This window comes from Solidesulfovibrio sp. DCME (assembly GCF_049995385.1).
In the GTDB taxonomy this organism is placed as follows: domain Bacteria; phylum Desulfobacterota; class Desulfovibrionia; order Desulfovibrionales; family Desulfovibrionaceae; genus Solidesulfovibrio.
The window spans coordinates 4,884,930-4,905,360 of sequence record NZ_CP188261.1; the positions used below are offsets into that span (position 1 = coordinate 4,884,930).

A 20,431-nucleotide genomic window follows, 5' to 3' on the forward strand; every position below is an offset into this window, starting at 1 on the left:
TCCTGCCCGCGCTGTCCGCGCCTCAATGCACCGGGTAGCTGCCGGCGCAGATGTCGCCTTCCACGACGCCGTCGCGCCAGGGTTTGAGCTGGGCCGTGCGTTTTTCGGTCAGTTCGGCCAGGGCGGTGCACCAGCACAGGTTGAAGGACGACGCGTACATCTCGGAGGGGTCGACCTTGAACCGGGCGGCCAGCTCGGCGTCGCGAAAGGCCAGCCAGGCCCGCTGCGCCGCCTTGAACTTGTCCAGGAAGGCTTTCTCCCCGGCGTTTTTCTGTATAATCGCGTTGTAGACGGCGTTGAGTTCGGCATCGGCCTTTTTCGCCGCCTGGCAGGCCGAGGCGTTGAGATCGGCCTGGGACTGAGCCCAGGCGGCGGGAACGGACGCGAAAAAAAACAGGGCAACAAGCAACACAACGCGCATGGAACCTCCGCACCGGGCGTGCTGTTGAACCGATGGCCATTGACGCCGCAAGCGGCTTTGGGACATTTTCGAAGCCAAACCCTGACCCACAAACGGGAGCCCCCATGGACAGCGCCCCCACCTTCACCCCGCCCTCGCGGGCCGGCCGGCTGCTGTGGCTGGCGGCCACGGCCATCGGCTATCCGCCGGCCTTCCTCGTGGGCTACATGCTCGATGCCGGCCTGCCCTTCGGCGCCATTCCCCAGGGGACCAACGTCACCCTGCCGATCTTTCCGATCCTGTGGGCCATCCTGGCCCTGCTGGCCTACGCACGCTTCCGGCTGTGGCGGCTCTTGCGCCGCTGGCTGCGCCACGACACCGGGCAGGACGCCTGGGCCCGCTTCTGCCTGGCCCACCGGCCGGCGGCGCTGTGCCTGCCGCTGACCTTGCCGCTGTGCTTCGTGCCCATGGAGGGCAACGCCTTCGGCCTGCTCATCGTGCCGGTGCTGCTTTTGCTGACGCTGACCATCGGGGTCTGGGTGCAGATACGGCTGTGGCGCCGCCGGGGCGGCTAATCCTTTTTCCCCTTGCCCTTTGACGGCTTGGCGGCGGCCAGGTTCTTTTTGGGCGCAAGGCCCGGGTGGCTTTCCTTGAGCATGGCGTAGCGGTTCATGATGCGCGAGACGTAGTTGCGCGTTTCGGGGATGTCGGGAATGCGGCCGCAGCGGGCCACGGTCTCGGGCCCGGCGTTGTAGGCGGCCAGGGCCAGGGACAGGTCGCCGAAGCGGGCCAGCAGGTTTTGCAGGAACCTGGCCCCGGTGGCCACGTTGCGTTCCGGGTCGAAGGGATCGGCCACGCCGAAGGTGGCTTGGGTGGCGGGCATCAGCTGCATGAGCCCGGCCGCGCCCTTGGGCGAGACAGCGCCGGCCTGGAAGCGCGATTCCTGCTCGATGACGGCATAGAGCAGTTCCGGGTCCAGGCCGCAGGCCCGGCTCTTGTCGCGCACGAGGTCGAGCAGCGGCCCGGATTCGATGACCTCGGGATAGCCGCCGGGGCCGAGGGGGGCCGTGCCCATGCGGACATAGGACCGGGTGGCTTCGAGAATCCAGCCGTCCTTGCGGTCCTTGGAGACGGCGCCCAGGTCGTGGATACGCTTTCTGATGGCCGCAAAGCCCATTTTCGGGTCCTTGGGGCCTTCGTAGAGCAGGACGTAGGCGTCGCTTTGCCGCCATTCGCTCAAGTGCACGAGGCCATAGTCGTCCTCGTAGCCCCACAGGCTGTAGGCGCCCGCCCAAAGCGGGAACAGAAGCAAGGCTGCGCCCGTAAGGGCGGCAACGGCTCGCGCGCGCATCACACCTCCGGCCGGGTCGGCCATCCTCCCATAGGACGGCGAACCCGGCCGGTCAAGGGGCGGCTATTTGCCGAAGGGGCATTTGGGATAGGTGCAGGACCGGCAGGACAGGCACATGGACCCTTCGGCCAGGCCGGCCAGTTCCCGCCGGGTGATGGCCACCCCGGCCAGCACCCGGGGTAGCAGCAGGTCGAAGCTCGTGGTGCGGTGAAACAGCGCGCAGGCCGGCACGCCGATGACGTCCACCCCGCCGATGCGCCCGACAATGGCCATGGCCCCGGGCAGGACCGGCAGGCCGTGGACGGCGTCGGTCAGGCCGGCGTCGTCGAGCCCCAGGCGGGTGACGTCGTCGGGGTCGACGGACAGCCCTGCCGTGGTGACGATGAGGTCGGCCCCGGCGGCCAGCAGCCCGGCCACGCCCTCGGCCACGGCGGCCCGGTCGTCGGGCACCGTGACCGCGGCAACCACCGCGCCGCCCAGGGCCTCGACCTTGCCGCGCACCACCGGCTCGAACTTGTCCTCGATCAGCCCCGAATAGACTTCCGTGCCCGTGACCAGCACGCCCGTGCGGGGCTTGCGCATGGGCCGCACCACGAAAAGGGGGCCGTCGGCCAGCACGTGCCTGGCCGCCTCGAAGACGTGCCGGGGCAGATAGAGCGGAATGGCCCGGCAGCCGGCCACGGGCTTGCCCGCCTCCACCACCAGATGGCTCTGGCGGCTGGCGCACATGACGCCCTCGATCAGGTTGAAGGCGGTCAGGCGCTCCTTGTCCACGGTGAAAAAGCCGTCCATGGCGGCGGCGAGTTCGACCTTGCCCTCGCGCGGCGGGCCGGAAGTCACGAGCCCCGGGCCGCACATGGCCTCGGCGAAGGCCAGGGCGGACTCGTTTTCGTGCACGAAATCGCCGACCGGCTCGGACAGGTCCTCCACGTAGACCCGGTTCTTGCCCATGGTCTGGAGGCGGCAGACATCGCCGGCGGTGATGTCCGCGCCGGCGGAAAATTCCACGGTCTTGGAGGTGCCCGGCACGATGCGGGTCATGTCGTGGAGCACCCGCCGGCCGGCGGCCTCGCCCACGGGCATGGCCCGAAGCCTGGGGGCGTCGCCGTCGCGGCGGTAGGGGGCCTCGCCGGCGCAGCCCCGGCAGATGGCGCCGTCGGCCTTGGGATAGCCCTCGCCGCACACCGGGCACACGCCGATGGCCCCCATGTGGGGCTTGGCCATGAAATCCGGGCGCACCCGCACCTTGGCCACCCGGCACAGGGTCCGGGCACCGGATTTGATCTCGGCGAAAAGGCGTACCCGGTCCTGTTCCCTTTTGGGCTTGGTCTTGAGGTACCAGGCGTGGATCTCGGGCCAGGCCCGCATGTGCTCGGGATCGAGCCAGGCCCGGTAGCCTTCGCCGCTGTGCTTGTCGTAGAGCGTCAGGGCATAGCGGCCGAGGTTGATCACGCGCATCCAGCCGTTGCCGTAGCTGGGAGGGGTGAGGATCTGCACCGCGTCGGGCAGGCACTTCTTCGTTTCCACCACGGCGTCGAAGAGTGTCCCCTCGGGCAGAAACGCCCGGGCCGCGTCCACCATGAACCCGCCGATGATCAGCCCCGGCGCCGGATTGCCGTGGAAGGCCGCGGCCACGTCGAGAAACTCCTCGAAGGTATAGGGTCCGATGGAGCTGTCGTTGACCCTAACATCTGTTAAATTAGACATAATCATCCCCGCAAGGCGTCCCCTGGCGGGGACGGCGTCCTTCGCTGTTACGAAACGTTGGCGTAGAGGCGGTTGAGCAGGCTTTTGAGCGTCTCGATCTCCTGCTTGGACAGGCCCTGGCAGGCGCGTTCGTAGCAGGTGATGCCGAGGCCGAGGAGGCGGTCCTTGAGGGCGGCGCCGGCCTCGGTCAGGACGATATGGTGGCTGCGGCGGTCCTTGGGGTCGGGCCGGCGCGCGACGAGCTGCTTGTCTTCGAGGATTTTGAGCAGCCGCGTGACGTTGGGCTTGTCCTTGTCGGCGCGCCGGGCCAGTTCTACCGGCGTCTGGCCGTCGGCCTCCCACAGCAGGTTCAGGATGCCCCACTGGTCCACGGTGATGTCCTCGCCGGCCTCCTGCAAAATGACATTGCCCAGAAGGCGCAGCTTGAGCGCCGTGCGCACGAGCAGAAAGCCCAGGGACTGGCGCAAGGGAAAGGGACGCAGGTCGTCGGCGGAGGGCGGCGTATGTTCCATGTGGGTTATGTTGATAACAACAAGATGGCCCCGGGTCAACGGCGTTTTGGAATTTTCGTGACGCTGCCGCGCCGCCACCCTGACCGGCGGCGGCGGCGAAACGTCCGCCGCCATCACCGCGACGGACGTTTCGCCAGGGCCCAGGCACCTCAAACCGGCCGCACGCTGACAAAGTGCTCCTGCATGCAGACCCCGCCGCCGCCCTTGTCCCAGGTGGCGATACCGCCGGGCATGAGTTCGTTGTCGGCCACGCCCCGGCCCCTGGCCCGGCTCTCCACGGGCAGGGTGTGGCCGAAGCCGTGGACCATGAACACGGTCTCGGGGTGGATGCCCTCGGTGACCTTGGCTTTGAGCCGGCCGGCGGACGCCCCGTTGGCCACTTCCACCAGGGCGCCGTCGGCGATGCCGAGCTGTTGCGCGCAGGCGGCGTGAATCCACAGCTCGTTTTCCGGCATCTGGGCGAAGAGCAACGGGTTGTTGACGGTGTGCCCCTGGGTGTGCAGCCCCACCCGGCCGAAGGTGATGCGGAAACGGCCTTCCGGCGGCGCCCCCGGCGACACGTAGGGGGCAAGCGAAGCCAGGCCGTCGGCCTCGAGCTTGGGATTGACCAGTTCGATCTTGCCCGAGGCCGTCTTGAAGGTCTTTTCGTCCACCGGCCGGTAGAGCGGACCGCCGAGCCCGACGAAGCCCTTGGCTTCGAAATCGGCCATGGTCAGGCCGGTGTCCGACAGCTGGTAGGCCCAGATGTCCTCGATGGCGGCGAAATCGAGCTCGGCAATCCCCATGACCCGGGCCAGGTCGCGGTAGATCTCCCAGTCGGCCCGGGTGTCGAAGCGGGGCTCCACGGCCCGGCGGCGCACGAACAACGACGGCGACACGCCCTTTTTGGTGGCAATAAGCGACTCGCGCTCCAGATACGGCGACATGGGCAGGACCACGTCGCTAAACCAGGCCGTGTCCGACCAGGAGAAGGTGACGGACACGAGCAGTTCCAGGTTTTTCCAGCGCCGCTTGAGGTCGGCCGTGTCCGGGAAGGCCATGAGCGGGTCGTGGCGATGGGCGATGTAGGCCCGGATGGGATAGGGCTCCCCGGTCTCGATGGCCTCGTAGGCCAGGTTGACCAGGCCGGGGCCGGTGTCGAAATGGGTGCGGCCCTCCATCCAGCCCACGCCGTCCACGCGCTTGTCCTCGGGCTTGGGGAAGCGGTCGATGAGGTTTTTCAGGCCCTTTTTGCCGACGTGGCCGGGGCCGTTGACCAGCGGCAGGCCGCCCTTGGCCCCGATGGCCCCGAGCAGGGCGTTGATGATGTAGGCCGAGCGGCAGACATGGAACGAATCGCCGTAGCGGGCGGTCATCCAGCCGGGGTGCCAGATGACGGCCGGGGCGGCGGCGGCGAGCTGCTCGGCCAGGGCGGTTATGCGCGCGGCCGGCAGGCCGGTCTCGGCCGCGGCGTAGGCGGCCGTGTAGGGCGCGACGAAATTTTTGAGCGCCTCCAGGTCCTTGATCCAGGCCGCGGCGAAGTCCTTGTCGTAGAGGTCGCGGGCGAGCAGCTCGTGGATGACGGCCAGGTTGAGGACGTAGTCCGTGCCCGGGCGCACCATGAGGAAGGTGTCGGCCTTGGCCGCCGTGACCGTGGCCCGCACGTCGATGCAGGTGATCTTGCAGCCGGCGTCCTTGGCGTCGAGGAGGTCGTTGACTTCCTTGACGTTGATGGCCTCGAAGATGTTGCGCGTCTGGAGCACCACGTGCTTGCTGCTCTTGTAGTCGTAGGCCACGTCCTTGCGGCCGAAGCCGAACAGGGACAGGGCGGCGTGCTGGACGTTGCGGGCGCAGGCGGAATCGTGGTTGCAGTAGTTGGGGCTGCCCAGGGCCCGCAGGAAGGCCCGGTGCATGTCCCGAAACGGCCCGCCCCGGTCGGAGAGCAGGATGGACCGGGCGCCGTGGCTTTCCTTGATGCGCGACAGTTCGCCGGCGACATGGGCCAAAGCCTCGTCCCAGGACACCTTGCGCCACTTGCCCTCGCCGCGCTCGCCGGCCCGGATCATGGGGAATTGGGGCCGTTCGTCGTCGGCAACGAGGGCCGCGCCGGCCGCGCCCCGGGCGCACAGGGCGCCCTTGATGCCCGAGGCGTGCGGATTGCCTTGCAGATGCACGATGCGGTTGCCGTCAACGGTGGCCATCATGGGGCAGCGCACCGTGCACATGCCGCAGACGCTGTAGACCTGTTTGCGTGTCATGACTCGCTCCCATCGGGACGAAGTTGCATTTCGGGGACCCTTTCGATCCTTACACGCATTAGCAAGAATTCGTGACCGAGGGCAAGGGAAAAGTGTTGTGAAACCGGGAACGTGCAAACTGCGTAAACACGCTTATGCCGGACGATTTTTGTGAAGGCGGGAACTTGCGACCCAAACGTTGACAAGGGGCGGGAAAAACCGTTTAGACTGGGAAAACGGCGGCCTGGCGAAAGGGGCCTGACGCCGCGGGAGGGAAAACGTGACCGTAACCAGTCTCCTGGCCGAGGCGGCCACGGGCCTCAAAAGCCTGCTGATCGGCCTCGGCATCACCGGCAGGGCGCAGACCAAGCCGGTCGTCACGGTGCTCTACCCCATGGGCGAGGTGGACAACCTCGACACCTACCGGGGGCATGTGGAGCTTGTGGGCAAAGACGACGACCCGGCCACGGCGCGCTGCATCGCCTGCGGGGCCTGCGTGCGGGCCTGCCCGTCGTCGTGCCTCACGGTAGCCTGCCCGGTGGGCGCCGGCGGCCCGGGGCCGGTCGGCCGCGAGGCCGAGGAGTTCGTGGGCGAGCTCATCCCCCGGGCCGAGGCCATGGCCCCGGCCCCGCAAAAGGGCTGCAAGACGCCCGGCGCCTTTGTCCTGGACTATTCCCTGTGCAGCCTGTGCGGCCAGTGCGCCCGGGCCTGCCCGGTGGATTCGCTGCGGTTTTCGCGGCACGTTTACTATGTCGGCGCCTCGCGGGCGGATTTCCGCCTGGACCTGCTGGCCCGCCTGCGCGCCCAGGCGGCCGCCGACACCCCCAAGGAGCCCGCATGAGCAAGTACATGATCCAGATGGACAAGAAGCGCTGCATTTCCTGCCACGCCTGCGAGGTGCACTGCCAGGTCGTCAATGCCGTGCCGCCCTCGGCCAAGCCGGGCAAGCTCGTGACCGTCGGCCCGGACATGGTCAAGGCCCGGCCCCGGCTTTTAAACCTCTACATGTCCTGCTTCCACTGCGAGCGGCCCTGGTGCGTGCCGGCCTGCCCCACCGGGGCCATGACCCGGCGCGAGGAGGACGGGGTGGTCTATGTCCGGGAGTCGCTGTGCGTGGGCTGCAAGGCCTGCATCCAGGCCTGTCCCTGGCGCATCCCCCAGTGGAACGAGGCCACGGGCAAGGTGGTCAAGTGCGACTACTGCCGCGACCGCATCGACGCCGGCCTGGACCCGGCCTGCGTCACCGGCTGCACGGCCCATGCCCTGCGTTTCGTGCGGCCGGGCAAAAACAACGTGGACGAACGCGAGGTCTACGGCAAGCGCCTGCTGCTGCGCCAGTCGTGATACGGGAAGGGGAGAGGGAAGAAACCGCCGAGGGCCGGGGGGAGTGAATCCCCCGGCCGCCCTGGCGAGCCGTATCCGGCAACAACCTACTGTGACAATAAGAGTGTTTGGGCCGCTGTGGTTGAAGGATTGACGGGAACAGCCTTGAATGCGTGCGTCACCGCGGAACTGGGGCCGGTCTTGAAAAGCATATAGCCGGTCAGTTCTCTCTTGTCGTTGATGGAAAGCACGCTAAAATCATTCCAGCCCGGGAAGTACAAAATGTCTTGATTGACAACCGTATCGATAAATTTATATTTTTTGTTGTCGATATAAAGAACCGATATGTTTCCACAACGACCGACGATATCGCCCTTGTTGTTCATTGCCGATACGTTCGCAAGCTCCTTATCACCGCACATCGCTATTTGCGAAAAGGTATTATTTTCGTAAATATAAACATTCTTCTCTTTTAGCGTGAACGGGGCTATCAAAATTTGCCCTTTGTCATTCACCGCGCTTGCAAAGCATAAATCACCATATTCCTCTGGGCAGCCGATGTCGTTCGGCATGTCGTTTTCAAACGTACAGGCATGGAGTTTGGCGAGGGTCGACGTGCCAAAGTTAGCCCAGCCCACGATGAGATTCTTGTCGTTTATTCCATAGGCCTTGGAGTTCAATGTTTTCGGGCAGTGCCCATACTGGTCAATGTCGAAGGGGAAGCCGATGAATCGCATCTCCCCACCTGCATATCGATAGGCCGTTTCATTTCCACAGATTTCCGTATAACCAACGACACTGTCCGAGTTATTCATATCCATCACGTATGTCGACGAATAGACGCGTTGCGCGTAATTGAGAGGCAGAATCCAGGGACTGAAGAAGGTGTATCCCGTGTCGTTCAGAAGAAAAGCCCGTCTGTAGCCATACTCATTGTTTTCTGCGAATGTTCCGGTCACAGTACCATGATCGTTGATGGCGACAAGACCATTCTCGTTATTCCCAGAATACCACGCCTTGGGCATTTCATGCACCACGTCACTGCTTCCACCCAACAACGCAATCTGCCCATTGCGAAAGACAGCGCCATACCCCAGCGTTTGACTCCCCGCCGCGCACACCCCGATCACTTCAGAATTGTTGTTTATTTTTATCCCAACGCTATAGACAAGGTTGTTATTATGACTATCCTGCTGCTCTGGCAACGCACCGAGGTCAATGATATAATATTTCGGGTCAGCGAAGGCATCCTTTTGAAGGATCACCACAAAAATTATAATGACAACCATCATGCGACCAGATGCAACAAGGAAATTTCGCGACACTCCCGTCAACAACACCATCAGAACACGATATAATACCACCACGACTCGCGCCAAGCCAATACGAGACATTCAAATACTCCTTGCCATAAATTCACCATTGCAATAGTACTCTCTCGGGGAAAGGCCTATCGACCAATATGCTTTGGCGTAATCCCGCGCCACCCATCCACTCGAAAAGCAAACCTGGCCATCTTCACCATCGCGCCGTATCCACTTGGATGCCGCCAAACCCAAGCGCGCGGCAAACGGAGCCGTGGTGAGCAGGGGCCGCACGTCGTACATCCGCGTGACACCGTGATCACGGCGCACACACAAGTCAAGCGGCTTTCCCGCAGCGACGCCGGCTCGTCCCCCCCATGCGACGGCGCACACCGTCTCCGTGGGACACGTGGCCACCCTCGATCATGATTCTACCACAACGGTGCATCGGGGATTTTTCACCCAGAAAGAGTGGACATGGGCCTTGTGGCGCGCGCGTGGCGTTATCGCCTCCTGGCGCCAGGCAATAGGGAAGGTGCCCGGGTTCGCTGGGGCGCAACCCGGGGCCTGCCTGTCTCAAGCGCTACCAAGCGCGCAACGGGGCACTCTTTCAGGTATCCGACTTGGAAGGGAAATGCGGCAGGGCCCCGGACGGCTCCCGAAGCGCCCCCCCCTGTGCGTCCGGTACGCCTTGCGGCCTGGCGGCGGCCGCGTCCGCGTCGGCATCGCCGCCCCTTGCCGTATCCGGTTCCGCGGCCGGCATCTGGCAGCGCGTTTCCGTGGCCTGGGGTGCCGTGCGCACGTCGCCGGCCAGGGTCTTGGCCGCCTGGACCAGCGCCGCCTCGGCGAACTCCCCCTTGTCCGGATAGTGCATGGCGGCCAGGAACTCGCGTACCGCGTCCAGGCTCGGGCAGACGTGGACGTATTCCTGGCGGCCGGCGATGTCCTCGGTCTCGGGGTAGGCCACGGCGTAGTAAATCACGAACCGGCCGGCGGCGGACAGCAGAAGGCCCAGCCGCTCCACCCGGCCGGCGGCGGGCGGCATGAGGCCGTCGGGGGCGGCTTGCCGCCTGTAGTGGGCCAGGAGCTTCCCGGTCACGGCCACGGCCGCGCCGTGGCGGCTGAGGCGGTACTTGCGGGTTTTCCCGAGCAACTTGTCGCTGAAATCCTTTTGCGTCTTGGCACGAAACAGGGAGAGCATCGGCAGGGGCTCCACAGGGGACTGGCCGCGAACCGGGTCCGAGGCGGGCGTGGTATAGCGCGGCCCCGGTTGGGGGTCAAAGAGAAAGCCGCGCGGACAGGGCGGCCAACTGCGGCCGCTGGCACCTTCCTTCCGGCGCGCCCCTCTTGACTGCCCCGCCCGGCATGGGCATGGTTTCCCTATGACCCTTCTTTTCGACGATACCAAAAAACTCGAAAAGGCCTTGGGCGAAGAAGCCGCCGGGGTCCTGATCAAGATTCTCGAGACACAGGAAGCCGAGGCAAAACAGGACCTCGCCACCAAGACCGACCTGGAGCGGGGCCTGCGGGAACTGGAACTGCGCCTCGAGTATCGCCTGACGTTGCGCCTGGGCGCCATTGCCGCCTCGGCCATCGCCATCGTCGCCGCTATCGTCAAGTTCCTTTCCTGAACGCCACGGCTGCCCCCGTCGCCGCTCTCGATCCTGGCCGCGGTCCGAACGTGCCCACCTGATGCGCCACCAGTGCCCTGATTTTGGATGTTCCGTCCGCTGAGTCCCTGCCTTCCTTTTTCCCTTGTCAATCCGCGCCGGTTGTGCCAAACAAATCCCGACCGGCCCATGCGCCGGGGACTGGGCTTCGCCGAATGCGGCGAGGCCCTTTTTTGTGGCCTGAGTTTGTGAAACAAATCACAAAGTCCAGCCGTTTTTTCCCGCCTTGCCGGGGCGGAGCAGGAAAAAATTGCGAAAAACAGAACAACTGCAAGACTTCCTTGACAAATCGCGATTGTGCTGGTCTATGCTGGCGTAAAGCTGTCGCCACACCGTCACGGGCGGGAGGCGCACGGCGGCTCAACGGCCACGGCCGGCCGGCTGCCCGGGAGAAACAGTCGCCAGGGCGACAATCCCCCGGCGCCACACGGCCGGCAGCGGGTACGAGCTCCGTGTTGCGGCGGTCGACATGGTGTCGCGCCGCCTCTGGTTGGGGATGTGTGCCGGTTGCTGGCGCATCGCGCACATCCTCGAGCGCGATCAACGATTTCGCCGCCAAAAAAGGAGGCCCTTGTGAAAAACTGGAAACTGACCCTGCCTGTGGGGCTGGCCGTCCTGGCCGTACTGGCCCTGTGGATCGAACCGGCCCTGGCCGACAAGCTCTCCGACGCCATTGCCAAGGCCCCGGTGGGCACCGGCCCTGGCCAGATCGACCCGGCCGCGCCCAAGGGCTTCCTCGGCATCCCCGGCGCCCCGGAAGTCAGCCTGGGCCTGGCCTTCGGCTGGGCCGTCTGGGTGGGCTGGATCTTCTCCACCGTCGGCGCCTTCGGCGGCGTCATGGCCGGCGTGGGCCACATTTCGGTCTACGGCTACGGCGCCTACGCCAAGAGCTTCAAGCAGACCGCCCCGGAACTCAACAAGCTGGTCACCGACTCCATCCGCACCTCCAACCAGTGGCTGGTCGGCTTGTCGGCGTTGATTTCCTCGTTCAACTACTGGAAGATGGGCCGCCTGGTCCTGCCCCTGGCCGCCGCCCTGGGCCTGGGCTCCATCGCCGGCAGTTGGCTGTCCGTGACGCTCACCGCCGGCAAAGTGTCGTTTTCCTCCTACCAGGGCTATTTCGGCCTGTTCGTGCTGCTTTTGGGCTGCTACCTCTTCTGGGAAACCACTCCGGCCGGCCAGGCCAGCAAGAAGAAGGCCAAGGCCGCGGCCAAGGCCTTCGAAGACACCGTCAAGCGCCAGAAAAGCGGTGAGCAGATCGACACCAAGGCCCTGGGCGTCAAGGTCACGTCCTTTAGCCTCACCCGCGTCACCTTCACCTTCTACGGCGTGGAATTCGGCTTCAACCCGCTGATCCCGTTTCTCGGCGGCATCGTCATCTCGGCCCTGGCCGCGTTTTTGGGCGTCGGCGGCGGCTTCCTGCTGGTGCCCTTCCTCACCAGCGTGGCCCAGCTGCCCATGTACCTGGCCGCCGGCACCTCGGCCCTGGCCGTTCTGGTCAGCATGATCACCTCCATCACCACCTTCATGTCCGGCGGCGTGCCCCTGCACTGGCACATGATCGGCATCGAGCTGGTCGGCGTGGTGGTCGGCTCCATCATCGGCCCGCGCACCTCCAAGTACATCCCCGACATCTGGCTCAAGCGCCTGTTCATCATCCTGGCCCTGTACGTCGGCGTGGACTACGTGCTGCGCGGCTTCTTCGACATCAAAATGTTCGGTTAACAGACGCCCTCCCAAGCGTCGGCCCCGGGGCATGTGGCCCGGGGCCTTTTTTATGGCCGCGTGCGGGCTTCGCTTTCCGGGCCGACTCGGCTAGGCTCGCCCCGGCCCAACGCCCACGAGGTTTCCCGTGAACGAACTGCTCGACGCCGTGCTGATTGCCCCCTTCCGCCTGCCCGGCAACGCCGTGGCCGGCTTCTACCTGGGCACGTTCCTCCTGGCCCTGGCCAGCCTCCTGCTCGGCCGCGTCACCTACGACCTGGTCTGGCTGTTCAATCGCCGTCACTACGCCCGGGAAGAGGCGGAGATGGCCCGGATGCACAACCTGTCCGTGGCCGCCATCGAGGCCGGGGACAAGGCCGCCTACAAGGCCGCCAACAAGGAGGCCAACGAGGCTTTCGGCAAGTCGTTCTTCGCCGGGGCGGCGCTTTTTTCCGTGTCCGTGTGGCCGGTGCCCTTTGCCCTGGCCTGGCTGTCGGGCCGGTTCGAGGGCCTGGACGTGCCGTTTCTCCCCGGCCACGGGCTGCGCTACAACGCCGTGTTCCTGGGCTGTTACATCCTGTTGCGCCTGGCCGCCTGGCCGCTGTGGCAAAAACTTCCCGGATTCGGCCGGGTGGAGCGCGTGCGCCGCGACACGGCCGCCCGGCGGGCCAAACTGCGCGCCTGGACCGACCTCGCCAAACCCGCCGCCCCTCGCGAATGACCGCCCGGGCGCCCCGTTCTTCGCTCCCGCCCCCGCCCGGACGCCCCGGCAAAGGCACGGTGGCCGTGAGCCGAAGCGCCCCGTCCTTCGCTCCCGCCCCCGCCCATGCCCCTGTCGCGGCAAGCCAAGCCGGCGTCTGCCCAGTGTCCGCCCCATCGTGCTTGCTACGCGGTGGGATTCGGTTATTGTAGCGCTGTCACTTCATAACGCGTGCCCGGTGAACGCACCGGAAAAGGAGGCTCTGGAAACCATTCACCTTGTTAACTTTCCATACAGGAGTGCCAAAATGACCAATAACTGCATAGTGAGCGTTCTTGCGTTGTTGTTTAGCCTCCTCCCATCCACCACGGCCGCCGCCACGGGCGACTTTCTCTGGTCCGGCAGCATAGGAGGCGACGGCGCAACCTGGTCCACACCGCTTGTCTTTAACAATTACGTCATCATACAGGGCCAGGACGGCGGCCTGACCGCCCTGCGCGGCGACACGGGCGAACAGGTCTGGTACAATGCCACACCCCCCGGCGACATCACCTCCCCCATTCTCTTCAATAATCTTGTGTATATGATCGCCGGGTCCCATGTGTACAAGATCGCGCCCGCAACCGGGGCCATCCTGGCCGACCGCAGCCTGGCCGGTTCGGTCTACGGCCAGGCCCCGGCCGCCTCGGGCCAACTCCTGTTCTTCATCGAAGGCGGCGAATCCGCCTTCACCCTCCACGCCGCCTCGATTGCCAGCCTGGAGGATGTCTGGACCAAGCCCCTGGGCGCCTCCATGGCGAGCGTCCTCACCGACGGCACCAACCTCTACGTCCTGGCCGAGGCCCTGACCGCCCTCGATCCCCTGACCGGCAACCAGCGCTGGTCCGTGCCCCCGCCCGACGGCTACGACTATTTCAATGCCGGCTCCCTGGCCGACCGCACGCTGGTGGCCTTCGCCGCCAAGCAGTGGGAAAGCACCAACGTCCTGGCCGCCTGGTCCCTGGGCGACGGTTCCGCCGCGCCGAGCCTCGCCTGGACCCAGGACTTCGGCGGCGACATGACCGACGGATCGCCCCCGGCCATCGACGGCGGCCGGGTGTTCGCCAACTCCCGGGGCGGCGTCTTGCGGGCCTTCGACCTGGCATCGGGCAACCCCTTGTGGACCTACGCCGTGCGCAACACCGGCCTGGGCACGGCCCTGCCCGCGGCCGTGGACGGCAAGGTCTACCTCCAGCTCTTCCTCGACGCCCCGACCATGCTGTGCCTGGACGGGGCCACCGGGACCGTGGCCTGGCAGACGCCGCACAGCATGGCCATGTCCTGGAGCCAGCCGGCCATCGCCAACGGCCGGCTCTACCTGGCCACGGACTGGACCGGCGTATTCGCCTTCGCCGCCGGCCACACGGACTCCATCTGGCCCATGTTCAAGAACAACCCGGCCCTGACCGGATCGAGCGACACCCCGGCCCCGGCCGAGGCCGTCGCCCCGGTCGATCTGCTGCTGCTGGGGCAATAACCGCGCCGGCCCACCCGCGCCGCACGGCCGACGGCCCGCGGCGCGGGTCCCTTTCCAGCCGGCCCGAACTGGCGTATCCTGCCTCCTTAAGGAGGCCTGTCCCATGCGGCGACGCGATGTCTTGCTGGCGTTTTTCGCCCTTCCCGTGCTGCTGGCCGGCTGCGGCGGCGACGAGGAGGCCGTGCGCGTGGACCTTTCGCGCCGCGAGGAGCCGACGCTGCGCCTGCCGCCCAGGGCCGTCACCTACGCCTACCTGCCCCAGTACGCCCACACCGTCTCCTACGAGCGCCACCGGCTGCTGCTCGACTACCTCGCCCGGGCCACGGGGCTGCCCCTGCGCCAGATCTTCCCCGACACCTTCGAGGAACACGTGCGCATGGTGGAGCGCGGCGAAATCGACCTCTCCTTTTCCAACCCCTTCGCCTATATCCGCATGGCCCGTTCCGGCGCCCGGGCCTTTGCCCGCATCATCGAGCCCTCGGGCAAGCCGGATTTCCGCAGCCAGATCATCTGCCGCCGCGACAACACCCAGCTGCGCAGCCTGGACGACTGCCGGGGCAAGCGCTGGATGGCCGTGGACCCGTCCTCGGCCGGCGGCTACATCTACGCCCTGGGCGAATTTTTGGACCACGGCATCCGCCGCCGCGACTTCGCCGAGATCACCTTCGCCCCGGGGCCGGGCGGCAAGCAGGAAAAGGTCGTGCTGGCCGTGTTCGCCGGCACCTGCGACCTGGGGTCCGTGCGCGACGGGGCCCTGGACATCCTGGCCGGCAAAATCGACCTGGGCCAGATCCGCATCCTGGCCGAAAGCAAGGCCTATCCCGGCTGGGTCTACGCCGCCCGGGCCGGGCTTTCGCCGGAAATCACCCACAAGGTCGCCCAGGCCATGTTCGCCCTGTCCATGCAGCGCCCCGACGACGCCGTCATCCTCCAGACCGCCGGCATGCGCGGCATCATCCCGGCCACGGACACCGATTACGCCCCGGTGCGGGCCCTGGCCGAAAAGCTCGACCTCGACACCGCCACGGAGGCCGAGGAATGACCGCCCGGCCGCGCCAACGCCCGAACCGCGAGGATTCCCCCGTGCGCAGCGCCACGGAGGCCGAGCAATGACCGCCTGGCCGCGCCTGTCGCGCCTGAGCTTTCGCACCAAGATCAACTGCGGCATCGTGCTCATCGTCGCCTGCATCAGCATCCCCCTGGCCTACCTGACCTGGCGGGCCGCCGCCGGGACGCTGCAGGCCGAAACCCGCAAGCGCGGCCTGGTCCTGTCCGAGAACCTGGCCATGCGGGTGTCCGACGCCATGCTGTCCATGGATTTGCTGCGCCTTAAAAACATGGTGGACGAGCTCAAAAAGGTCGACGACATCGTCTATGCCTTTATCCTCGACCGCGACGGCAACGTGCTCGTGCACTCCTTCAAGGGCGGCTTTCCCGTGGAGCTGCGCACGGTCAACGCGCCCAAGGACGGCGCGCCCCATATCCAGCTCCTCGATACCGGCCGGGAATTCGTGGACGATTTCGCCGCGCCGGTGGTCATCGTGGGCACGCCCTTCGGCACGTCCCGCATTGGGCTCTCGCGCACCAAGGCCGAGGCCGCCGCCGACAGCCTGGCCCTGATGATCGTCTTTTATTCCGGCGCGGCCATGGTGGCCGCCCTGGCCTTTTCCACGCTGTTCGCCCGGCGCGTCACCGAGCGCTTAAACCGCCTGCGCGCCCACGCCGAGGAGGTGGTCAAGGGCAACCTGGACCAGCGCACCGGCCCCAGGGCCGAGGCCGCCTGCTCCACGGTCCTGTCCTGCGACAAGCGCCTGTGCCCGGCCTACGGCGACCGCGACCGGCGCTGCTGGCTGACCGCCTCCCCGGGCCAGCGCTGCGAGGGCCCGGAATGCTGCCAGGGCTGCCCGGTCTTCGAGACCCAAAAAGGCGACGAGATCCAGGACCTGGCCGAGACCTTCGACGTCATGGCCGTGTCGCTCAAAACCCACCTCGACGAACTGCGCCGGGCCAAGCAGGAGCTTTCGCGCCAGGAACGCCAACTGCGCACCATCCTCGACGCCACCCCCGACCTGGTCTGCCTGCTCGACGAGCGCCTCACCTACCTGGCCGTCAACCGGGCCTTCGCCGCCTGGATCGGGGCCGATCCCCGCGACATCGTCGGCGCCACCGACCGCGACGTCTTCCCCGACGACGAGGGGATGGCCATGCACGACGAAAATAGCCTCGTCCTTGCGACCTCGCGCCCCAGCGACCGGGAGGTGGCCGCCCGCCGGGCCGGGGCCAGCGTCTGGCTGCACGTGGTGCGCGTGCCCATCGTCGACGCCAAGGGCCGGGCCATCGGCATCCTGCGCACCGCCCGCGACGTGACCCAGCTCAAGCAGTTCCAGGAACAGCTCATCCAGTCCCAGAAGATGGAGTCCCTCGGCAAACTGGCCGGCGGCGTGGCCCACGAGATCAACACGCCCCTTGGCGTCATCCTCGGCTACGCCCAGCTGCTCCAGGAGGACGTCCCGGCCGAAAGCCAGATCCGCGCCGATTTGCAAACCATCGAGAAACAGGCCAAGGTCTGCCGCAAGATCGTGGCCGACCTGCTCGGGTTTTCCCGCCAGGCCGAAAGCGCCAAGATCGAAATGTGCTTCAACAACTCCCTGATGGAGGCCGTAAGCCTGGTGCGACACGCCTTTTCCCTGGAACGGACCGCCATCGCCACGGACCTCGACGAGCGCATGCCCATCATTTACGGCGACCCCGAAAAGCTCAAGCAGGTCTGGATCAACCTGCTCTCCAACGCCCGCGACGCCCTGGCCCCGGTCGGCGGCTCCGTGCTCGTGCGCTCGCGGCTTTTCGCCGGGCAGCAAAAGGTCACGGCCTGGTTCGCCGACACCGGCCCCGGCATCGGCCCCGACAGCCAAAGCCGCATCTTCGACCCCTTTTTCACCACCAAACCCGTGGGCCAGGGCACGGGACTCGGGCTTTCCGTCTCCTTTGGCATCATCAAGGACCACGGCGGGGCCATCACCGTACAAAGCCCCGTGCCAACTGGATTTTTCGACGACCTGAGTCTGGGGGCCAACCCCGGGCCCGGCGCCGTCTTCATCGTGGACCTGCCGCTCGAACACGAAGAAACCCTCGGCGTGCCCCGTGCCGCCGAGCCCGTGGAGGGATAACGCCCATGGCCGAGATCATTGTGCTCGACGACGTCATCGACGCCGGCGTGGTCATCAAGCGCATCCTCGAACGCAAGGGCCACCGCGTCGGCGTGTTCACCGAGGAAGAGGAAGCCCTGGCCCACGTGGCCAAAAAAAAGCCCGACCTGGCCATCCTCGACATGAAGCTCAAGAAATTGAGCGGTGTGGAGGTGCTGGAGGAGATCCGCAAGCGCTCCCCGGGCACCCGGGTCATCATGCTCACGGGCTACCCCACCCTGGAAACGGCCCGCGAATCCGTGCGCCTGGGCGCCTGCGAGTACTGCGTCAAGCCCATCGACAAGGAAGAGCTGGAGCGCAAGGTGGAAGAGGCCCTGGCCGCGCCGCACAGCTGACGGGGCCGGAGGGGACGTGTTTTCCAAGGAACTGTTTCGCCGCTGGACCTACCAGGTCTTCGCCCCGGGCGTGCTGCTGCGCGAGAAGTACAACGCCTTCCGGGAGCTTTTGCGCTTCGACGACCTGAGCCTGGAACTGATCGCCGCCATCGAGGACGCCCACTACGGCGCGGCCGTGGTGGACTGGGCCAGGGTGGCCCATCTGACCCGGCGGCTGCGCCAGTCGGTATCCGAGATGGTCACCAGGCTGGCCCGGCTGTCCCCGAGCCGGCACCTCGACCTGGCCGAATACGCCAAGAAGGTGGATTTCTACGTCCAGATGGCCCTGGACGTGCCGGCCGGGGACATGACCGGCCCCTTTGTCCGTGCCCTGGGCGACGTGGCCGGCGACGCCGCCACGGCCGGCGGCAAGGCGGCCAACCTGGCCCGGGCGGCCCAGGCGGCCAAGGCCCCCGTGCCGCCGGGCTTCGTGGTCACCACCGGCGCCTTCCGCTATTTCCTGGAAGCAAGCGAACTGCGCCCCAAGATCAACCGCCAGTTGCGCCGGGTGGACCTGTCCCGGCCGGGCGAGGTGGCCGAGGCGGCCGCCGCCATCCGGGCGCTGATCGCGGCCGCCAGCCTGCCCGACGAGGTGGCCGGCCCCCTGGCCCGGGCCGCCGCCGAGCTGGCCCTGGTCCCCGGCGGCGAGCCGCTGCTTTTGGCGGCCCGGTCCTCGGCCGTGGCCGAGGACGGCCGGGCTTCCTTCGCCGGCCAATACGAAAGCGTGCTGCATGTCCCGGCCGCCGACGCCGCCGCGGCTTATCTGCGGGTCGTGGCCGGCAAGTACGCGGCCAAGGCTATCACCTACCGGGCACTCACGGGCTTCGCCGACGAGGAGACGCCCATGGCCGTGCTCTACCTGCCCATGCTGCCGGCGGCGGCCTCGGGGGTGCTCTACACCCGCGACAGCGGTGACAGCGAAGCGCCCATGGCCGTCTACGCCGTGCCCGGCCTGGGGGCCGGCCTGGTGGAAGGCGTGGCCTGCCCCGAACGTTTGGCCCTGTCCCACGCCCCGCCGCATTTCCTGCTCGACCGGGTCAGCCTCGACGGCCCGGTGCTGCCCGACGCGGCCGCCCGCAAACTGGCCGGCATCGGCCTGTCCCTGGAGACGGCCTTCGGCGCGCCCCAGGACGTGGAATGGGTGTTCACCCCGGGCCGGGAGCTTTTCGTGGTGCAATCGCGGCCCATGGCCGTGGAAGCGGCCGAGCCGGACGCGCCGGGCACGGTGTCGCCCCCTCCCCGGCCGGCCGTGACGCCGCTGCTTTCCGGCGGCCAGCGGGCCTCGGGCGGCACGGCCACGGGCACGGTGCTTTTCGCGGCCACCGTCCTCGACGTGGACGCCATCCCCCCGGGCACGGTGCTGGTCACGCCCACCCTGCCCACGAGCCTGGCCCGGGCCGTGGACCGCCTGGCCGCCGTGGTGGCGGTTTCGGGCAGCCGGGCCGGGCATTTCGCCTCCGTTGCCCGGGAGTTCGGCCTGCCGGTGGTCACCGGCGCCGAGGCCGCCTTCGAGGCCCTGGCCGAGGGGGCGCGGGTGACCGTGGACGCCGACGCCGGAGCCGTCTACCCGGGCCGCGTCGAGGCCCTGTTGGCCCGCTCGCGCCTGGCCCGGGCCGACGCCGGTTCCCCGGTGGCCCGGCGCCTGTCCCGGCTGGTGCCGCTGCTGGCCGGGCTGACCCTGACCGATCCGGCCTCGCCCGATTTCACACCGGCCAAGGTCCGCTCCCTGCACGACGTGGTGCGCTTCGCCCACGAAAAGGCCGTGACCGAGATGTTTTCCCTGGTCGGCGACGACGCCAGGGGCATGGCCTCGGCCCGCAGGCTCAAAAGCCCCCTGCCCCTGAGCATGTATCTCCTCGACCTCGGCGGCGGCGTGTTCGACTCGGCGGCGGCGGACAAGGAAGTGCGGCCGGACCAGATCAAGAGCGCGCCCATGTGGGCCTTGTGGTCGGGGCTGGCCGCCGACGACGCGCCCTGGCCCGAGGGGCCGCCCATGGTCGACGACGTGGCCCTGGACCGCACCAGCGCCGGGCTTTTCCTGGGCGAGGACCGCCACCTGGCCAGCTATGCCGTCATCTCCGACGTCTACGCCCACGTCATGCTGCGCTTCGGCTACCATTTCACCGTGGTGGACGCCCTGTGCGGCCCCAAGGAGAACCAGAACTTCGTCCATTTCCGCTTCAAGGGCGGCGGGGCCGACCATGCCCGCCGGGGCCTGCGCCTGTCGTGCGTGCGCCGGGTGCTGGCCCATTTCGGCTTTGCGGTGCGGGTTTCGGGCGACCTGCTCGATGCGAGCCTGGCCCGCATTGCCGAGCACGTCGTGCAGAAGCGCCTGGCCATGCTCGGCTGCCTGCTCGCGGCCACGCGCCTGCTGGACATCCGGCTGGCCGACGAGGCCGAGGCCGAGGCCTGGGTCGCCTCCTTCATCACCCGTACGGACCGGTAGGC

At 67.0% G+C, this 20,431-nt stretch carries 18 protein-coding genes; 11 read left to right on the forward strand and 7 right to left on the reverse strand.

Going from position 1 to position 20,431, the window contains the following annotated elements; translation table 11 throughout:
• Nucleotides 1–22: 22 nt before the first annotated feature.
• Nucleotides 23–421, reverse strand: coding sequence for a lysozyme inhibitor LprI family protein (locus ACP59X_RS21630; protein ID WP_428562525.1), 399 nt, complete (start codon nucleotides 419–421; stop codon nucleotides 23–25).
• A 104-nt stretch (nucleotides 422–525) separates the two neighbouring features.
• Here ACP59X_RS21630 and ACP59X_RS21635 point away from each other — a divergent pair, with 104 nt between their 5' ends.
• On the forward strand, nucleotides 526–975 hold the full coding sequence (locus ACP59X_RS21635) for a hypothetical protein (protein ID WP_428562527.1): 450 nt from the start codon (nucleotides 526–528) through the stop codon (nucleotides 973–975).
• Here the strand turns inward: ACP59X_RS21635 and ACP59X_RS21640 are convergent.
• The 4 genes from ACP59X_RS21640 to ACP59X_RS21655 form a co-directional block, all read right to left on the reverse strand.
• Nucleotides 972–1,751 carry a lytic transglycosylase domain-containing protein gene (locus tag ACP59X_RS21640; RefSeq protein WP_428562529.1) on the reverse strand — a complete coding sequence of 260 codons (780 nt, stop codon included), beginning with the start codon at nucleotides 1,749–1,751 and terminating at the stop codon, nucleotides 972–974. The two genes, ACP59X_RS21635 and ACP59X_RS21640, sit on opposite strands and share 4 nt — an antisense overlap.
• A 63-nt stretch (nucleotides 1,752–1,814) precedes the next feature.
• Nucleotides 1,815–3,458, reverse strand: coding sequence for an FmdE family protein (locus ACP59X_RS21645; protein ID WP_428562531.1), 1,644 nt, complete (start codon nucleotides 3,456–3,458; stop codon nucleotides 1,815–1,817).
• A 47-nt stretch (nucleotides 3,459–3,505) separates the two neighbouring features.
• Complete coding sequence (locus ACP59X_RS21650; protein ID WP_428562533.1) at nucleotides 3,506–3,970, reverse strand: MarR family winged helix-turn-helix transcriptional regulator; 465 nt, start codon at nucleotides 3,968–3,970, stop codon at nucleotides 3,506–3,508.
• Nucleotides 3,971–4,119: 149 nt separating this feature from the next.
• Entirely contained in the window at nucleotides 4,120–6,207 is a 2,088-nt protein-coding gene (locus ACP59X_RS21655) for a molybdopterin-containing oxidoreductase family protein (RefSeq protein ID WP_428562535.1), read from the reverse strand.
• A gap of 259 nt (nucleotides 6,208–6,466) precedes the next feature.
• Between ACP59X_RS21655 and ACP59X_RS21660 the strand changes: the two genes are divergently transcribed.
• A complete protein-coding gene (locus tag ACP59X_RS21660) occupies nucleotides 6,467–7,027 on the forward strand; it encodes a 4Fe-4S binding protein (RefSeq protein ID WP_428562537.1) in 561 nt (186 codons plus the stop codon).
• Nucleotides 7,024–7,530 (forward strand): 4Fe-4S dicluster domain-containing protein, encoded by a 507-nt coding sequence (locus ACP59X_RS21665; RefSeq protein ID WP_428562539.1) that lies wholly within the window; start codon nucleotides 7,024–7,026, stop codon nucleotides 7,528–7,530. The genes ACP59X_RS21660 and ACP59X_RS21665 overlap by 4 nt, the downstream gene beginning before the upstream one ends.
• Nucleotides 7,531–7,616: 86 nt before the next feature.
• Here the strand turns inward: ACP59X_RS21665 and ACP59X_RS21670 are convergent, their stop codons facing one another.
• Together ACP59X_RS21670 and ACP59X_RS21675 are read right to left on the reverse strand one after the other, a co-directional pair.
• Nucleotides 7,617–8,903 (reverse strand): DUF3466 family protein, encoded by a 1,287-nt coding sequence (locus ACP59X_RS21670; RefSeq protein ID WP_428562541.1) that lies wholly within the window; start codon nucleotides 8,901–8,903, stop codon nucleotides 7,617–7,619.
• A 520-nt stretch (nucleotides 8,904–9,423) separates the two neighbouring features.
• A complete protein-coding gene (locus ACP59X_RS21675) occupies nucleotides 9,424–10,014 on the reverse strand; it encodes a hypothetical protein (RefSeq protein WP_428562543.1) in 591 nt (196 codons plus the stop codon).
• A gap of 181 nt (nucleotides 10,015–10,195) precedes the next feature.
• On the opposite strand from ACP59X_RS21675, the gene ACP59X_RS21680 reads away from it, so the two are divergent.
• From ACP59X_RS21680 to ACP59X_RS21715, 8 genes are all read left to right on the forward strand, one after another.
• Complete coding sequence (locus tag ACP59X_RS21680) at nucleotides 10,196–10,444, forward strand: hypothetical protein (protein ID WP_428562545.1); 249 nt, start codon at nucleotides 10,196–10,198, stop codon at nucleotides 10,442–10,444.
• A 612-nt stretch (nucleotides 10,445–11,056) separates the two neighbouring features.
• Nucleotides 11,057–12,208: a sulfite exporter TauE/SafE family protein gene (locus tag ACP59X_RS21685; RefSeq protein WP_428562547.1), complete on the forward strand. Its 1,152-nt coding sequence runs from the start codon at nucleotides 11,057–11,059 to the stop codon at nucleotides 12,206–12,208.
• 127 nt (nucleotides 12,209–12,335) lie between these two features.
• Entirely contained in the window at nucleotides 12,336–12,908 is a 573-nt protein-coding gene (locus tag ACP59X_RS21690) for a hypothetical protein (protein ID WP_428562549.1), read from the forward strand.
• Between the two features lie 286 nt (nucleotides 12,909–13,194).
• The gene (locus ACP59X_RS21695) at nucleotides 13,195–14,403 is read left to right on the forward strand and encodes a PQQ-binding-like beta-propeller repeat protein (RefSeq protein WP_428562551.1); all 1,209 of its coding nucleotides are present in this window, start codon (nucleotides 13,195–13,197) and stop codon (nucleotides 14,401–14,403) included.
• A 103-nt stretch (nucleotides 14,404–14,506) separates the two neighbouring features.
• The gene (locus ACP59X_RS21700; protein ID WP_428562553.1) at nucleotides 14,507–15,445 is read left to right on the forward strand and encodes a phosphate/phosphite/phosphonate ABC transporter substrate-binding protein; all 939 of its coding nucleotides are present in this window, start codon (nucleotides 14,507–14,509) and stop codon (nucleotides 15,443–15,445) included.
• A 67-nt stretch (nucleotides 15,446–15,512) separates the two neighbouring features.
• A complete protein-coding gene (locus ACP59X_RS21705; protein WP_428562555.1) occupies nucleotides 15,513–17,570 on the forward strand; it encodes an ATP-binding protein in 2,058 nt (685 codons plus the stop codon).
• A 5-nt stretch (nucleotides 17,571–17,575) separates the two neighbouring features.
• Nucleotides 17,576–17,944, forward strand: coding sequence for a response regulator (locus tag ACP59X_RS21710; RefSeq protein ID WP_428562557.1), 369 nt, complete (start codon nucleotides 17,576–17,578; stop codon nucleotides 17,942–17,944).
• A 16-nt stretch (nucleotides 17,945–17,960) separates the two neighbouring features.
• Nucleotides 17,961–20,429: a PEP/pyruvate-binding domain-containing protein gene (locus tag ACP59X_RS21715; RefSeq protein WP_428562559.1), complete on the forward strand. Its 2,469-nt coding sequence runs from the start codon at nucleotides 17,961–17,963 to the stop codon at nucleotides 20,427–20,429.
• Nucleotides 20,430–20,431 lie beyond the last annotated feature (2 nt).

Coding starts and splice junctions, on each gene's coding strand:
- ACP59X_RS21655 (WP_428562535.1), bottom strand. CDS start 6,207: ATGACACGCAAACAGGTCTACAGCGTCTGCGGCATGTGCACGGTGCGC.
- ACP59X_RS21680 (WP_428562545.1), top strand. CDS start 10,196: ATGACCCTTCTTTTCGACGATACCAAAAAACTCGAAAAGGCCTTGGGC.
- ACP59X_RS21700 (WP_428562553.1), top strand. CDS start 14,507: ATGCGGCGACGCGATGTCTTGCTGGCGTTTTTCGCCCTTCCCGTGCTG.
- ACP59X_RS21650 (WP_428562533.1), bottom strand. CDS start 3,970: ATGGAACATACGCCGCCCTCCGCCGACGACCTGCGTCCCTTTCCCTTG.
- ACP59X_RS21705 (WP_428562555.1), top strand. CDS start 15,513: ATGACCGCCTGGCCGCGCCTGTCGCGCCTGAGCTTTCGCACCAAGATC.
- ACP59X_RS21670 (WP_428562541.1), bottom strand. CDS start 8,903: ATGTCTCGTATTGGCTTGGCGCGAGTCGTGGTGGTATTATATCGTGTT.
- ACP59X_RS21630 (WP_428562525.1), bottom strand. CDS start 421: ATGCGCGTTGTGTTGCTTGTTGCCCTGTTTTTTTTCGCGTCCGTTCCC.
- ACP59X_RS21635 (WP_428562527.1), top strand. CDS start 526: ATGGACAGCGCCCCCACCTTCACCCCGCCCTCGCGGGCCGGCCGGCTG.
- ACP59X_RS21645 (WP_428562531.1), bottom strand. CDS start 3,458: ATGTCTAATTTAACAGATGTTAGGGTCAACGACAGCTCCATCGGACCC.
- ACP59X_RS21710 (WP_428562557.1), top strand. CDS start 17,576: ATGGCCGAGATCATTGTGCTCGACGACGTCATCGACGCCGGCGTGGTC.
- ACP59X_RS21640 (WP_428562529.1), bottom strand. CDS start 1,751: ATGCGCGCGCGAGCCGTTGCCGCCCTTACGGGCGCAGCCTTGCTTCTG.
- ACP59X_RS21675 (WP_428562543.1), bottom strand. CDS start 10,014: ATGCTCTCCCTGTTTCGTGCCAAGACGCAAAAGGATTTCAGCGACAAG.
- ACP59X_RS21665 (WP_428562539.1), top strand. CDS start 7,024: ATGAGCAAGTACATGATCCAGATGGACAAGAAGCGCTGCATTTCCTGC.
- ACP59X_RS21695 (WP_428562551.1), top strand. CDS start 13,195: ATGACCAATAACTGCATAGTGAGCGTTCTTGCGTTGTTGTTTAGCCTC.